This is a genomic window from Amycolatopsis sp. NPDC005961, from assembly GCF_040629235.1.
Classification (GTDB): domain Bacteria; phylum Actinomycetota; class Actinomycetes; order Mycobacteriales; family Pseudonocardiaceae; genus Amycolatopsis; species Amycolatopsis camponoti.
Window position 1 is genome coordinate 95,262 of the sequence record NZ_JBEXVF010000011.1, and the last position, 14,056, is coordinate 109,317.

Below are 14,056 nucleotides of genomic sequence, written 5' to 3' on the forward strand. Positions count from 1 at the left end.
ACTCCATGACCACCGTCCCGCGGCTGAGCCTCGGCCTCCCGGTGTACAACGGCGAGGAGTACCTCGCCGAGTCGCTGGACGCCCTGCTCGGCCAGACCTACGAAGACTTCGAGCTGGTCATCTCGGACAACGCGTCCACCGACCGGACCGACGAGATCTGCCGCCAGTACGCGGACAAGGACTCCCGGATCCGCTACGTGCGCCAGCCGAAGAACATCGGCGCGACGCCGAACCACAACTTCGTGTTCGACGTCTCCCGCACCGAGCTGTTCAAGTGGGTCTCCCACGACGACCTCTACGCCCGCGACCTCCTCAAGCGGTGCATCGAGGCCCTCGACGAGCGCCCCGAGGTCATGCTCGCCCACTGCGACCAGGCGATCATCGACGGCGACGGCCGCATCGTCCAGCCGCTCGAGTACACGCTGGACACGGCGTCCCCGCACGCGCCGGACCGCTTCCGCGCGGTCCTGTTCGAGCCGGGCGGCGACGACTTCTACGGCGTCATCCGCACGGACGTCCTCCGCCGCGTCAAGCCGCTCGACAGCTACCACCACGCGGACCGGACGTACTCGGCCGAGATGGCCCTGCACGGCCCGTTCCACCAGGTGCCCGAGCTGCTCTACTTCCGCCGCGACCACCCGGGCCGCGCGGAACGGGCCAACCCGACCATCCGGAGCCGGTGCGCGAATCTGGACCCGCGGCGCGCGAACCGGCTCCGGAACCCCACCGTCCGCCTGCTCGGCGAGTACGTCTTCGGGTTCGCGGACCTGATCCGCCGCGCGCCGATCTCGGCCGCCGACAAGCGCGAGTGCTTCGGGCACCTCGGCGCCTGGCTGACCAACCGGGCGCGCTCCGGCCACGGCGAACGCGTCGAGGACCGCGCCCCGACCGCCTCCGACGTCGCCACGGTCAACGAGATCGTGGCCGGCCGGGAAGGCAGGCTCGCGTGAAGCGTGCCCCGCGCGTCGGCGTCTTCGGCCTGCTCGGCTCGGGCAACCTCGGCAACGACGGTTCCCTCGAAGCCGTGCTCGGCTACCTGCGCACCGAACACCCGGACGCGGTCCTGACCGGCCTGGTGGGCGGCCCGGACATCGTCCGCGAGCGGTACGGCGTCGACACCACGCCCCTGCACTGGAACCAGGCCGAGTACGAGACGGCGTCCGGCCTCCGGTCGATCGTCCTCAAGGGACTCGGCAAGCTGGTCGACATCGGCCGCACGGCCGCCTGGGTCCGCAAGCAGGACGTCGTCATCGTGCCCGGCATGGGCGTCCTCGAAGCGACGCTTCCGTTGCGTCCGTGGGGTTTCCCGTATTCGCTCTTCCTCCTCTCCGCCACCGGGCGGCTCTTCGGCACCAAGGTCGCGCTGGTCAGCGTCGGCGCCAACGAGATCAGCGCGCGGGCCACGCGGACGCTCGTCCGCTGGTCCGGCCGGCTGGCCGCGTACCGCTCCTACCGCGACGACATCTCCCGCGACGCCATGCGCGCGATGGGTGTCGACACCAGCCGTGACGAGGTCTACCCCGACCTCGCGTTCTCCCTCCCCACTCCGGCCGCCGGCGGCGTGCCGGGCACCGTCGGCGTCGGCGTGATGGCCTACTACGGCGGTAACGAAGACCGCGCCGACGGCGACCGCATCTACCGCCACTACGCCGACACGATGAACCGTTTCGTCGCGTGGCTCGTTGACCAGGGCAGACCCGTCCGGCTGTTCATCGGTGATCAGATCGACCGGCAGGTCGTCGACGAGATCATCGAGAAGACCGCTTCCCCGCTGGTGACGGCGGCGTCGGCGGAGACCCTGGGCGAGCTGATGCACGAGATGGCGACGGTGGACAGCGTGGTGGCCACGCGATACCACAACGTGCTCTGCGCCCTGAAGATCGCGAAACCGACCGTAGCAATCGGGTACGCGCCGAAGAACGACGTGCTCATGGCGGAGATGGGCCTCGACGGCTTCACCCAGCGGGCGAAGACCGTCGACTACGACCGGCTCCTCGAGCAGTTCGCCGAGCTGGAAAACCGCTCGGCCGAACTGCGCCAGACGCTCCTGGAACGGAACGACATGAACGCGCAACGGCTCAAGGACCAGTTCGCCGCCCTTTCGGCGGCCCTCTTCGGGGGTGCGCGATGAAGGCCATTCCGGTGCCCGAAATCCAGGGCGTGTACCTGTTCGAACCGACTCCGCACGCGGACGAGCGCGGCTTCTTCAGCCGGACGTTCGACCGCGAGGTCGTCGCGTCGGTGGGGATCGACCCGGACGGCTTCGCCCAGGACAGTCTTTCCCGTTCCCGCAAGGGAGTCGTGCGCGGGATGCACCTGCGCGGCGGCGCCGGCGAGGCGAAGCTGGTGCGGTGTTCGCACGGCGCGATCTTCGACGTCGTCGTGGATCTCCGACCGGATTCGCCGACATTCCGCAATGTCAAAACGTTCGAACTTTCCGGTGAGACGCAGGTTTCCGTATACATCCCGGCAGGCTGCGCGCACGGATTCCAGTCACTCACCGAAATCTCGGACGTGTCGTACCGTATCGATCGACCCCATGACCCGTCCGAAGACATTACGATTTCGTACAAAGACCCAGAATTGGACATTTCGTGGCCACTGTCGGTCACAATGGTCAGTGACCGGGATGAGCGCGCGCCGTCTCTCGGAGAGGCGTTGAAACCAACGAGGTGACCCCCATGGGAACGAACTTGCCCCGCTCCGTCAAGGCTAACGAGCGGCTGCACCGGGTCATCCCGGGCGGTGCGCACACTTACGCCAAGGGCTCGGACCAGTATCCCGACATGATGGCTCCGGTCATCTCCCACGGCCGTGGTGGCCACGTCTGGGACGTCGACGGCAACGAGTACATCGAGTACGGCGCCGGGCTGAGAGCCGTCAGCCTCGGCCACGCCCACCCGCGGATCCTGGACGCGGTCCGGGCCGAGCTGGAGAAGGGCAGCAACTTCATCCGCCCGTCGATCATCGAGGCCGAAGCCGCCGAGCGGTTCCTCGAGAACGTCCCGACGGCCGACATGGTGAAGTTCACCAAGAACGGCTCGGACGCCACGACGGCCGCCGTCCGGCTGGCCCGCGCGGCCACCGGCCGCCGGCTCGTCGCCAAGTGCGCCGACCACGCCTTCTTCTCGACCGACGACTGGTTCATCGGCACCACGCCGATGAACGCGGGTATCCCGGACGAGACGACGGAAGCGGTCGTGTCCTTCCCGTACGGCAACCTGCAGGCGACGGAGGAGCTGCTGCAGCGCCACGAGGGCGAGATCGCCTGCATGATCCTGGAGCCGGCCGCCGCGGTCGGTCCGCCCCCGGGGTACCTCAAGGGACTGCGGGAGCTCGCCACGCGCCACGGCGTCGTGCTGATCTTCGACGAGATGATCACCGGGTTCCGCTGGTCCGCGCACGGCGCGCAGGGCCTCTACGGCGTCACTCCGGACCTCTCGACGTTCGGCAAGGCCCTTGGCAACGGCTTCGCCATCTCCGCGCTGGCCGGCAAGCGGGAGCTGATGGAGATCGGCGGCCTGAACACCGACCGCGAGCGGGTGTTCCTGCTCTCCACCACGCACGGCGCGGAGACCCACTCCCTCGCCGCCGCGATGGCGGTGATGGACGTCTACCGCGACGAGGACGTCATCGGCAAGCTCCACGCCCTCGGCGACCGGCTCGCCGCCGGTGTCCGCGAGGTCGCGAACGGGATCGGGGTCGGTGACCACGTGGTCGTCCGCGGCCGTTCCAGCAACCTGGTCTTCGGCACGCTCGACGAGCAGCTCGTGCCGTCCCAGCCGTACCGGACGCTGTTCCTGCGCGAACTGGTGGCCGGCGGGGTGCTCGGACCGTCCTTCGTGGTCAGTGCCGCGCTCACCGAGGCGGACATCGACAAGACCATCGACGTGGTCGCCGGGGCCTGCACGGTCTACCGCAAGGCCCTCGACGCCAACGACCCGACGCCGTGGATGGGCGGGCGCCCGGTGCAGCCCGTCTTCCGCAAGCACGCCTGATCGATCAGCGGTACCGGCCGGCCAGGGAGTTCGCCCCGGCCGGCACGGGACCGGCTCCCCCACGGACGGGCCGGATTCACCCCTTGGGTCCGATGAGGACACTTGAGGGTGACTGTTTTCCGGCTCGTTCGTGCGTAACTTCCTGCCATGGGCAGATCTCGTGCGGTTCTCGTCGCTGCTTGCTCGCTCATGATCGCCGTGGCGTGCCCGGCGATCGCGCGGGCCACCGACGGGCCCGGGCCGGTGTGCGACCACCAGCCCGCGGAGCACGAGGAAGCGCCTCCCGGGGCCGTCCCCGTCGATCCGGGCGTCGACGGGGACCTCTCGGCCAAGACGGCGGCGAACCCGCCCGGTACGACTTTCTGGCTTCGCCCCGGCACCCACACGCTCGGCACCGACCGGTTCGGCCAGGTCGCCCCGAAGGACGGCGACGTGTACCTCGGCGCGCCGGGCGCGGTCGTCGACGGCCGCGGCGTCAACCAGGCGGCCTTCACCCAGCGGGCCCGCGACGTCGAGATCCGCGGGCTCAAGATCCGCGGGTTCGCCGCGCTCCAGGATCAGGGCGTGGTGAACCACGACTCCGGCGACGGCTGGCTCATCGAGAACACGACCATCGAGGACAACGCCGGCGCGGGGCTGATGGCCGGGGCGCGCCAGGTCGTCCGGCACAGCTGCCTGCGGAACAACGGCCAGTACGGGCTCAACGCCTACCAGGCCGGCGACGGCATCACCGGGCTCGTGCTGGAGGGCAACGAGATCACCGGCAACAACACCGGCGACTGGGAGACCAAGGTGCCGGGCTGCGGGTGCAGCGGCGGCGCGAAGTTCTGGGCCGTGAACGGCGCCGACATCAGCGGCAACTGGGTCCACGGCAACCACGGCGCCGGCCTGTGGGCCGACACGAACAACAACGACTTCCTCGTCGAGGGCAACCTGTTCGAAGCCAACGACGCCGAAGCGCTGTTCTACGAGATCAGCTACAACCTGGTCCTGCGAGGCAACACGTTCCGCGGCAACACCCTGGTCCAGGGCCGGGCGTTCGCGGCGCGTGGCGACAACTTCCCGGTGGCGTCGGTGTACCTGTCGGAATCGGGCGGCGAGCCGCGCGTACCGGCGCGGACATCGTCCGTCGACATCAGCGGGAACACGTTCGAGGACAACTGGGCCGGGATCACGTTGTGGGAGAACGCCGATCGTTTCTGCAACAGCCCGGCGAACACCTCGACCGGCTACTGCACCAAGGCGGCGGCGAAGTCTTCGTGCGCCGCGGGCACGATCGAGAAGTCCCCGGCGTACGACGACTGCCGCTGGAAGACACAGCGGGTGGAGATCCACGGGAACACCTTCCGGTTCGACGCCGGCCGCGTCGGCTGCACGAGCCTGTGCGGGCGGATGGCCCTCCTGGCGAACTTCGGGACGTTCCCGGATTGGTCGCCCTACAAGGGAACGGTGATCGAAGACGCCATCACCTTCCGCCAGGCCAACCGGTGGCACGACAACTCCTATGCCGGGCCGTGGACCTTCGTCGTGCATGACACCTCCAGGACGGTCGACGCTGCGGGCTGGCGGGCGGAGCCCTACTCGCAGGACGAGTGTTCTTCGTTCGACGGTGGGACCGCCGGCTGCTGATCAGGAGCTTGCCGACGGGGTCCGACACTTTTCGCCGCGACTTCGTTCCCTGACCCAGTTTTTCCTTGCTACCAAAGGGAAAAGTCGCGAAAGGAGGATTCCGGACAGCGCGCACTTCACCCATTTCAGTGATGGCGTTCGCACGGGTGTTCGGTACCGTCGGAGACATGCCAGCCATCCCCGACCCCCTCGACCGCGACGCGATCGACGTCGTCCTGTTCGACGCGATGGGCGTCTTGTACTCCTCCGCCGACGACGTCGGCGAACTGCTCGTGCCCTACCTTCGCAGCCAAGGCTGCGTGCTGCGCCGAGAAAAGATCGTCCAGCTGTACCAGGAATGCAGCCTCGGCAAGATGTCCTCCGCGGACTTCTGGGCGACAGCCGGAGCATCCGACGCATCCGACGAGGACTACTGCCGCAACCACCGGCTGACCGAAGGCGTGGTCGCGGTCCTCGCCGAGCTCGACGCCACCGGAGTGCGGCTCGGCTGCCTCAGCAACGACGTCAGCGAGTGGTCGAAGCTCCTGCGCGAGCGGTTCGGCCTCGGCGAGTACCTGACCGACTGGTTCATCAGCGGCGACACCGGAGTACGCAAGCCGGATCCCGAAGCGTTCACCGGCGTATGCCGCCGCCTCGACGTGCTCCCGAACCGGATCCTGCTCATCGACGACCGCGCGGAGAACGTCTCGGCCGCACGCGCCGCCGGCCTGCAAGCACTGCAGTACGGCACGACCCAACTGTCCACAATGGAGAATTTGCGGAAGGAGCTCAGACCGTGGTGAAGCGCGCGCTCGGCTCTCCTCGAAGACGTCCTGCCGGCAGACGCCGGTTGCAGAGGACGAGAAGCAGATCCTGGGCCAGGCCGGTGAGCGGGGTACCGGTGCCGTACGACCAGTCGAGATCATCCGCACGCAGGCCGACGCCGGTCAGATCGGTCCCGAAGTACTTCACTTGCTTCGGCTTGACCCCACCGAGAACCACTTCCAGCCGTTCCGGAGGCACTCGGCGGCCCAGCCCGAGGGCCGTGGTGATGTCGAGGCCGTGGATGACGTCGTGGCTGAGAGCTCCCTCCGGCCCACCGCCGGGCGGCTGCCACGGGTGGTCGGCGTTGTCCCGCAGCGAGGCGACCAAAGCCTCGCGCGAAAGCTCGGAGGCCTCCCGCCGAGCCACGCGATCGGCCATCCGGTTGAAGCGCCCCGCGGACTTCACCATCTCGCGCACGAACCGCCCGGTCGTGAAGCGAAACGGCATGGTCATGTGCGCGACGACCTCAGGAACCCGCCACCCGGCGCACAGGGTCGCCGAGCCCCAGTCGGCCGGCGCCAGCTCACCCAGCACAGCAGCCAACTCCCGCCGCTCGGCGGCGATCAGGTCTTGGATCATCGGTCTCTCCTTCGCGAGCTTCGCGGGTAAGTCACCCCACCGACGAACGCAAGCCGCCCAGACCGACACCGAGACCACACGAAGGAACCCGTTCACTCTGCGGGCAGCCCCGCGGCCGGGTTGAGCCGGGCTCCGCGGAGCCGGAGACCAGGCACTGGGCCGGCAGGGGGGGCAGGGGCCGGGACAGCGCCGGCGTGCGCCGCGCAGGTCCCCGGCCAGCCGGTACGGCAGTGCCCCGAACGGATCGAGCGGCGGGGCTGGGATCCGCTCCGACCGCCGCCCGCAGACGGCCACTCACGTGCGGCTCACCTCAACGACGACACGAACCCCACACCCCGGGCCCGCGCTCGTGAATCAAAGCCGTTCAGCCACGCGGTCCACCAGCCACGCCGTCGCCGGGACAGCCGCCAGCGCCGCACAAAACCCGCCCACCGCGTCCGTCGGGTAGTGCGCCCCCAGGGCTACCTCGGCCCAGCCCATCGCCACCCCCGCGACCACCGCCAGCCCCAAGACCAACACCACCGCCGGGGCCCGACCCCAACCCAGCCGGTCCGCCAACACCAGTGCGATCACCACCGCCAGCGCGGTCGCCAGCGCCGTGTGGCCACTCGGATACGAAAGGAACTCGCCATGGATCGTGCGGCCGACGATCGGCTTCAGCAGCGTCGTCACCGCCACCGTCGCCACGACGCCGAGCACCGTCAGCACGGCCGTCCGGATGCGGTGGACCAGGAAGCACACCAGCGCCAGCAACGCGACCAGGATCGTCGACCCGATCGGCTCGCCGCCGAAGTCGAAGACCAGGGCCACGTACCGCCATGGCGGCTGTACGCCGTCGATCGACGGGAGCAGCGCCGCGTCGATCCCCTTCAGCCCGGACTCGTGGAAGTGCAGGATGCCGAGCGCGACCAGCACCGCCGTCGCCAGGGCAGCCGTCATGGCCAGGGGGGCGCGCAGCGTGGCCGGCAGGGCCGCAGGCGCCGTCCGGACCAGCTGCCTCACCCGCGCGCCTCGATCGCCGCCTCGTATCCGGCGATCAACCGGTCCAAGCCGACCGCCGGCGTGAAGTCCTTCTCGTACCGGACGCGGGCCGCGTCGCCCATCTCGCGGTTTCTCTCGCCGACCACCGTGCGCAGCCGGTCCGCCAGCGAGCCGGCGTCGTTCGGTGCGTGCAGGAGGCCGGTGACGCCGTCGTCCACCAGTTCCGGGAACGCGCCGTGCGACGCCGCCACCGTCGGGACGCCCGCGGCCATCGCCTCGACGACCACCAGGCCGAACGCCTCCAGCCACGTCGAAGGCGCCACCACCGCCACCGCGTCGGCCGTCAAGGCACGGCACTCCGCCTTGTTCTGCAGACCTACGTACGACACGTCAGCACGTCCGGCCGCCCAGGTCGCGACCTCGTCCTGCATCGGGCCGGTGCCGGCGATGACCAGCGGGACACCCAGGGCACCGCCGAGGCGGTCCCAGGCCCGCATCAGCAGGCCGACCCCCTTCTCCTCGGTGACGCGGCCGAGGAACAGCACGTGCTTGCCGTCGCCGGTGCGGCGGACACCGGGGTCGGTGACGAAGTTGTGCTTCACCGCCATCCGCTCGCCGGGCATCCCGGCCGACACCAGGAGGTCACGTTGGGCCGCCGAAATGCAGAAGAACCGGGCGATGCCCGTCCACCACCGGCGCCGGTTCGCGGCCGTGCTCGCCGCCATCGGGAGCGTCGCCACGCGGGAACCGCGGTAGCAGCCGTGCTTCACCGCCGGCAACGGTGCGCCGCCGACGCACTCGGTGCAGATGCGGCCGTCGCGGTGGAGCGTCCCGGGTGGGCAGACCATCCCGTAGTTGTGGAGCGTCGCAACCGCGGGCACCCCCGCGTCCGCGCAGGCCGCGACCACCGACGGCGACAGCAGCGGGAAAGTGTTGTGGATGTGCACGACGTCCGGGCGGGACGCGCGCAGCCGGGCGGCGAGCTCCTTCCGCACCGCCGGGTTCCACGGGACCGTGAGCGGCACCGCGGCCTTGCGGGGCAGCGGCATCGCCGAGATGTCGTCGCTGCGGCGTTCGAACAGCGACACCTGGTGCCCGCCGTCGGCGAGCAGCGTCACCTCGGCGTCCACGACGTTGTTCTCGCCGCTCGGCTGCTCGGACCGGTACCGGTTGTGCACCACGAGCACCTTCACGCGACTGTCCCCTTCGCCGGGATGAATGCTTGTTCGTCGGACTGCGGCACCCCGCGGACCAGCAGCGACGCGGCCAGGGCCAGGTGCAGCAGGTACGGCGACGCGTCGCCGAGACCGGCTTCGGTGTAGGAGGCCGAAATGCAGTAGGTGATCAGGAAGATCGCGCACGCGCGAGCCAGCGACGGCGGCCGCAGCACGGCCACCACGACCAACGTGAGGAGGAACCCCGCCACCAGCGCGATCCCGACGAAACCCTGCTCGTGGTAGATCGCGAGCCAGCTGTTGTCGATCGGCAGGCCGTCGTAGGACTTGTCCGTCAGCCCGACCCCGAAGATGTACTCCGACGTCGTCCGTGGGGCCTCCAGCAGCGCGTCCCACACCTTCGCGCGGCCGGTCAGGCTGGAGAAGTTGTCCGCGCTCTGCCCGCGGAGGAACCACGCCTGCAGCGCGCCCGCCAGCACCACGCCGGCAACTCCGCCGACGCCGACCGTCCACGCGAACACCTTCCGGGCGCGGGCGCTGGTCAGCAGCATCGACAGGAAGGCCACGCCCAGCCCGGCGACCAGGCCGAGCGTCGCCGTGCGGGTGTGCGTGAGCAGCAACAGCCCCAACGCCGGCACCACGATGTACACCGCGCTGCGCCAGGTGGTCCGGCGCCCGAACCAGAGGAGGAGCGTGAGCCCGGCGATGACCGCCGCGTACTGGCCGATCTGCGGCGGGGTCAGCGGCCAGACCGCGCCCGACAGCCGGCCGCCGTACTCCTCCGGCATCGCGTTGCCGGGCGAGATCACGAGGCCGATCGCCACCGACGCGAGCACGACGGAGTACGTCCGAATGTGGGCGCGGACGAACGTGAAGCCGCCGTCCCACCAGCGGGTCAGCAACCAGAGCGTGGAGAGGAACACCGTGAGCCGGAAGCACCGGAACAACGCGCCGGCGCCCTCCTGCAGGTCGGCGCTGGACAGGATGCTCGACACCAGCAGCAACGTCAGCAGCAGCAGGTACGCGCTCGGCCGGATCCGCAGGTGCTTGTTCAGCGCCAGCGCGATCACGAACGCCGTCATCAGCGAGCCCATGGTGACCAGCTGGCTGACCGAGCGCGGCAGCGGGATGACCGTCTTCGCGCCGGTCGAGCCGAGCGTGTTGATGATCAGCAGGGCCCACGCCACCGCGGCCCACTTCGGGGTCGCCGACGCGCGCTCGGCCGCGGCCTCGCCGCGGATGCCCGCGATGCCGGTCTGCGTCGCCATGTCAGCCCCCGCCCTGTGCGGTGTACGTGCTGCCGGTGTCCTGCGAGTACGGCGAGCCTTCCCATTCGCCGACCTCGAGGATGCGGTCAGTGGTGTACGCGATGAAGGTCCACGGGCCGGCGTAGCTGTTGTCGTGCCAGCGGTTGTCCTGCTTGTACGTGATCGCCTCCTGGACGACGGCGCCCTTGTACGGCGACCAGTCCGGGTAGGTGCCGAAGTTCGAGAGCAGGCCCATCCGCCCGCACGACGCCTGGCAGCCGACGACCGCCGGGTCGAGGACGAACTTGTTGTCGTGGATGTCGACGTGCTGGGTCTTCCAGCGGCAGTCGCCCAGCAGCGGCCCGCTCGTGATGGCCGGGTCCGCGCACGTCTTGACGTCCGGCACCAACCGGGTGCAGTCCCCGGACGAGGTGTTGGCCGGGCTGTTGCAGTAGCGATCGGCGTTCTCCCACAACGTGATCCCGGACCAGTTGTTCTCCAGGTAGTTGCGGGAGATCTCGATCTTCGCCGTCCGCGCCTTGATCCGCGGCTCGCCGCCGGACTCGGAGATGTAGATCGCCGGGGTCGGGAAGTTGTCGCCCTTGTCGGCGTACCGGCGGCCGTCGACCCAGTTGTTCTTGCGGATCGTGTTGTCGCGGATGATCGCGTTGTAGCTGATCTCGTAGATCAGCGCGGCACTGTCGTTGTTCTCGATGAGGTTGCCCTCGATGAGGAAGTCGTTGTTGTTCGTGTCGGCCCACAGCCCGGTGCCGTGGTTGTCGTGCACCCAGTTGCCGCGCACGTCGGCGCCGTTGACGTCCCAGAACTTGACGCCGCCGGTGCAGCCGCAGCCGTCGATCTTCGCTTCCCAGTCGCCGGTGTTGTTGCCGGCGATCTCGTTGCCCTCGACGACCAGCGCGGTGATCGGGGTGCTGCCCGAGAAGGCGTTGATCCCGTACTGGCCGTTGCGGCGCAGGCAGTTTCCGCGCACCTGCTGGCGCGCACCCGCCATCAGGCCGGCACCGTCGTTGTCCTGGATGGTCGAGTGCTCGATCACCCAGCCGTCGCCGGAGTCGTGGTTGACCACGCCTTCGTCGCGGGGCGCGGCGAAGCCCTGGACGGTCAGGTACGTGAGCTTGACGTTCGTCCCGTGGCCGGTGAACGCGTACTGGTTGATCTTCCGGCCGTCGACGACCGCGCCGGGAGCGCCGATGTAGGCGTCGCCGTCCTTGGGCGAGACCTGGTCGTACTTGTCGTCGCCGAGGATGTGCTTGCCCGGCTTGAGCCAGAACGTCGTGCCGGCGGCGGCCGAGCGCGTCTTGGTGGCGAGGTCGCCGGGCACCGCCGGGTCGACGACGACCGCACCCGCCGGGGCCGTCGCCGGGCCGGCCGGTTCCTTGTCGCAGACCGCCGCGACCGACCCGCTGGGGGCCGGGGTCGCCTGGGCCGGGCCGCTGCTGTCCGGCCCGCTCGAGCACGCCGCGACCGTGAGGAGGACGCCGAGCAGCGGAGCGGCACGGCGGAGTCGGAAGCGGGCTGTCACGGGCGGGTCCTAACTGAAGCGGAGCAGGGTGGCGAGGTGTCCGGGGGTGCCGGAGCCGACGAGGGTGGTCGAAGGCTCCTTGCGGCCGAAGCCCGCGGAGTACCAGCCGAGGGGTGGGTCGATCTGACCGCGGTGGGCCGTCCACGACAACTCGGACGGCAGTTCGAGCACGGCGGTGTGCACCGGCGCGACCGAACCCGTGGCGGTGCCCTGCCAGCGCAGGTGGGCGACGTTCCCCTCGAGCCGGACGGTGACCGCCGGCCCCAGGTGGAACGCCAGGCGTGCGGCCGGGCGGGTGTCGCCGAGCACTTCGTCGACGATCTTCAGCACGTCGCCGTCGAGCTCGACCGTGCGGCGGTGGAGCGCGGGTGCGTAGCCGTCGTGGGCCGCCGTCCAGCGGGACGGGCCCTCGTCGGGGGTGCGCACGTCGAGCACCTTCGTGACCGCGTGCCGCGTCCACAGGAAGGGCCCGCCGGACACCGATTGGTCGGTCCCCGCCAGTTCGAGCGTGTTGTGACCGAGCGTCGACCGGAAGTACGACCGCCACCGCGGCTCGCCGTGGTAGCAGAAGGTTCCGGGGTCGGCCAGGATGTCGACGCCGTCGTGGCGGACCTCGACCGACAGCGCGTCGGCGTGGGCGTGCGCGGCGATGGAGAGGAAGCCGTGCGGCCCGCCGTCGCAGCGGGCCCAGATCCGGCCCGAGCGCAGGATCGTCATGCCCGCGTCCCGCAGGTGCGCGGGACGGCGGGCGGCGCGAACGCCGGTGGCGCGCGGAGTCCGGGCCACCAGCGAGGCCAGCAACGGTGTGCGGACGTCCTCAGCCGGGACCGGCGGCCACCAGCCGAGGCGGTCGAACAGCGCCTCGCCGGTCGCCAGCAGCGACGCCCAGCGGTCGGTTTCGAGACCGTCGACGATCAGGCCGAAGCCGTCGTCGGCGTCGCCTTGGCGCGGCGGGCGGAACCGATTGTCCACAATGGACACCAGGGCGTCGGTCATCCGGAGCAGGACGTCCCACGTCGAGTCCGGCACCGGGGTGCCCGCGGCATCGGCCTCGACCGCCGCCGCCAGCCCCAGCTCCAGCACCAGGCCGTGGTACTCGGACGCCAGCTCGGCGTTCAGTCCCGAGGCGAAGGTGTTGCGGGCCAGCTGGACGTCGAGGGAGCGCATCGCCTCGGTCCGCCAGCGCGGCGACTCCGGGAACCAGCCGAACGCGCACGCGGCGGCCAGCAGGCCGGCGTCCTCGGCGATGACGTGGTTGTTCGCCGACGAGCCGTGGCTGCGCAGCGTCGAGAGCCAGTTCTGGTGGTGCCACAGCTGCAGCTGGAAGTCCGGGTTGTCCTCGAACAGCTCCCCGGCGCCGGGCCAGCCGTCGAGCAGGCGGCGCGTCCAGACCCACGACAGCAGCCGGATGCCCAGCTCGATGCCGCTGACCCAGTGCGGCCCCTGCAGCGGCGGGTTCTCCGCCCACCACGAACGCAGGTGGGCGGCCACGCGGGAGGCGTAGTCCGAGTTGCCGGTCAGGGCGTACGCCGCGGCCAGCACGGTGAGGTGCTGGTGGCGCGACGGCTCCCAGATCTGCTTGATGTCGCCGACCGTGTCTTCCGAGCGGTACGGCACGTCGAACGCGTACACGTTCGAGGGCGCGCGCCGGCCGGTCTTCGGGTCGAGGCACCAGTCCGGCGACTCGAGATCCGAACGGACCACGCCGAAGTACTCGGCGCGGCCGGCCATCAACTCGTCGGCGGTGGCCAGCAGCCGCTTGACGGCCTCGCCGGACACCTTGTCCAGTGCCCCGGAAGGCAGCGCGGCCGTGAACCGCGGGTGCGACGGCCAGTCCGGCGGGGTCGGCAGGGCGGTCCGCCACTGCCGCTGGACGACGGCGTGCCGCGCACGGCCGACGACCTCCGCCGGCCCCATCCGGGACAGCCGGCGCAGGTACCAGCCGGGACCCATCATGTCCGGGCACCTGCCTTCCGCGGCAGCTCCGGCGCGACGCTCGTCATGCTCCCGGCACCCGCGTTCCGCAGCAGGTCCGGCCGGATCCACGCCCCACTCGTCATGTCCGGGCACCTGCCTTCCGCGGCAGCTCCCGCGCCACAT

At 70.3% G+C, this 14,056-nt stretch carries 12 protein-coding genes; 6 read left to right on the top strand and 6 right to left on the bottom strand.

From position 1 onward, the window contains the following. Positions 1-5 precede the first annotated feature (5 nt). The 6 genes from ABZ342_RS12825 (at position 6) to ABZ342_RS12850 (ending at position 6,409) form a co-directional block, all read left to right on the top strand. Entirely contained in the window at positions 6-950 is a 945-nt protein-coding gene (locus ABZ342_RS12825) for a glycosyltransferase family A protein (protein WP_155548811.1), read from the top strand. Further along, positions 947-2,131, top strand: coding sequence for a polysaccharide pyruvyl transferase family protein (locus tag ABZ342_RS12830; protein ID WP_360472070.1), 1,185 nt, complete (start codon positions 947-949; stop codon positions 2,129-2,131). The genes ABZ342_RS12825 and ABZ342_RS12830 overlap by 4 nt, the downstream gene beginning before the upstream one ends. After that, the gene (locus ABZ342_RS12835) at positions 2,128-2,676 is read left to right on the top strand and encodes a dTDP-4-dehydrorhamnose 3,5-epimerase family protein (RefSeq protein WP_155548809.1); all 549 of its coding nucleotides are present in this window, start codon (positions 2,128-2,130) and stop codon (positions 2,674-2,676) included. Before ABZ342_RS12830 ends, ABZ342_RS12835 begins: the two co-directional genes overlap by 4 nt. A 5-nt stretch (positions 2,677-2,681) precedes the next feature. Next, positions 2,682-3,998, top strand: a complete 1,317-nt coding sequence (locus ABZ342_RS12840) for a glutamate-1-semialdehyde 2,1-aminomutase (protein WP_360472072.1) — start codon at positions 2,682-2,684, stop codon at positions 3,996-3,998. 147 nt (positions 3,999-4,145) lie between these two features. Next, positions 4,146-5,627, top strand: coding sequence for a right-handed parallel beta-helix repeat-containing protein (locus ABZ342_RS12845; RefSeq protein ID WP_360472075.1), 1,482 nt, complete (start codon positions 4,146-4,148; stop codon positions 5,625-5,627). Positions 5,628-5,794: 167 nt separating this feature from the next. Further along, positions 5,795-6,409: an HAD-IA family hydrolase gene (locus ABZ342_RS12850; RefSeq protein ID WP_360472078.1), complete on the top strand. Its 615-nt coding sequence runs from the start codon at positions 5,795-5,797 to the stop codon at positions 6,407-6,409. Here ABZ342_RS12850 and ABZ342_RS12855 read toward each other — a convergent pair. The 6 genes from ABZ342_RS12855 to ABZ342_RS12880 all read right to left on the bottom strand — a co-directional run bounded on the left by ABZ342_RS12855 (position 6,396) and on the right by ABZ342_RS12880 (position 13,912). After that, positions 6,396-7,010, bottom strand: coding sequence for a maleylpyruvate isomerase family mycothiol-dependent enzyme (locus ABZ342_RS12855; RefSeq protein WP_360472081.1), 615 nt, complete (start codon positions 7,008-7,010; stop codon positions 6,396-6,398). The genes ABZ342_RS12850 and ABZ342_RS12855 overlap by 14 nt on opposite strands. 354 nt (positions 7,011-7,364) lie before the next feature. After that, the gene (locus ABZ342_RS12860) at positions 7,365-8,012 is read right to left on the bottom strand and encodes a phosphatase PAP2 family protein (RefSeq protein ID WP_360472084.1); all 648 of its coding nucleotides are present in this window, start codon (positions 8,010-8,012) and stop codon (positions 7,365-7,367) included. After that, complete coding sequence (locus tag ABZ342_RS12865; RefSeq protein WP_360472086.1) at positions 8,009-9,184, bottom strand: glycosyltransferase family 4 protein; 1,176 nt, start codon at positions 9,182-9,184, stop codon at positions 8,009-8,011. The genes ABZ342_RS12860 and ABZ342_RS12865 overlap by 4 nt, the downstream gene beginning before the upstream one ends. Beyond that, a complete protein-coding gene (locus ABZ342_RS12870) occupies positions 9,181-10,353 on the bottom strand; it encodes an O-antigen ligase domain-containing protein (protein WP_360472261.1) in 1,173 nt (390 codons plus the stop codon). Before ABZ342_RS12870 ends, ABZ342_RS12865 begins: the two co-directional genes overlap by 4 nt. An 82-nt stretch (positions 10,354-10,435) precedes the next feature. Then, complete coding sequence (locus ABZ342_RS12875) at positions 10,436-11,956, bottom strand: right-handed parallel beta-helix repeat-containing protein (protein ID WP_360472089.1); 1,521 nt, start codon at positions 11,954-11,956, stop codon at positions 10,436-10,438. Positions 11,957-11,965: 9 nt separating this feature from the next. Further along, positions 11,966-13,912 carry an alginate lyase family protein gene (locus ABZ342_RS12880; protein WP_360472091.1) on the bottom strand — a complete coding sequence of 649 codons (1,947 nt, stop codon included), beginning with the start codon at positions 13,910-13,912 and terminating at the stop codon, positions 11,966-11,968. Between the last annotated feature and the right edge of the window lie 144 nt (positions 13,913-14,056).

What these genes read in the sequence shown, in the direction of transcription:
- ABZ342_RS12825 (WP_155548811.1), top strand. Translation starts at nt 6, where the DNA reads ATGACCACCGTCCCGCGGCTGAGCCTCGGCCTCCCGGTGTACAACGGC.
- ABZ342_RS12835 (WP_155548809.1), top strand. Translation starts at nt 2,128, where the DNA reads ATGAAGGCCATTCCGGTGCCCGAAATCCAGGGCGTGTACCTGTTCGAA.
- ABZ342_RS12840 (WP_360472072.1), top strand. Translation starts at nt 2,682, where the DNA reads ATGGGAACGAACTTGCCCCGCTCCGTCAAGGCTAACGAGCGGCTGCAC.
- ABZ342_RS12845 (WP_360472075.1), top strand. Translation starts at nt 4,146, where the DNA reads ATGGGCAGATCTCGTGCGGTTCTCGTCGCTGCTTGCTCGCTCATGATC.
- ABZ342_RS12850 (WP_360472078.1), top strand. Translation starts at nt 5,795, where the DNA reads ATGCCAGCCATCCCCGACCCCCTCGACCGCGACGCGATCGACGTCGTC.
- ABZ342_RS12855 (WP_360472081.1), bottom strand. Translation starts at nt 7,010, where the DNA reads ATGATCCAAGACCTGATCGCCGCCGAGCGGCGGGAGTTGGCTGCTGTG.
- ABZ342_RS12880 (WP_360472091.1), bottom strand. Translation starts at nt 13,912, where the DNA reads ATGATGGGTCCCGGCTGGTACCTGCGCCGGCTGTCCCGGATGGGGCCG.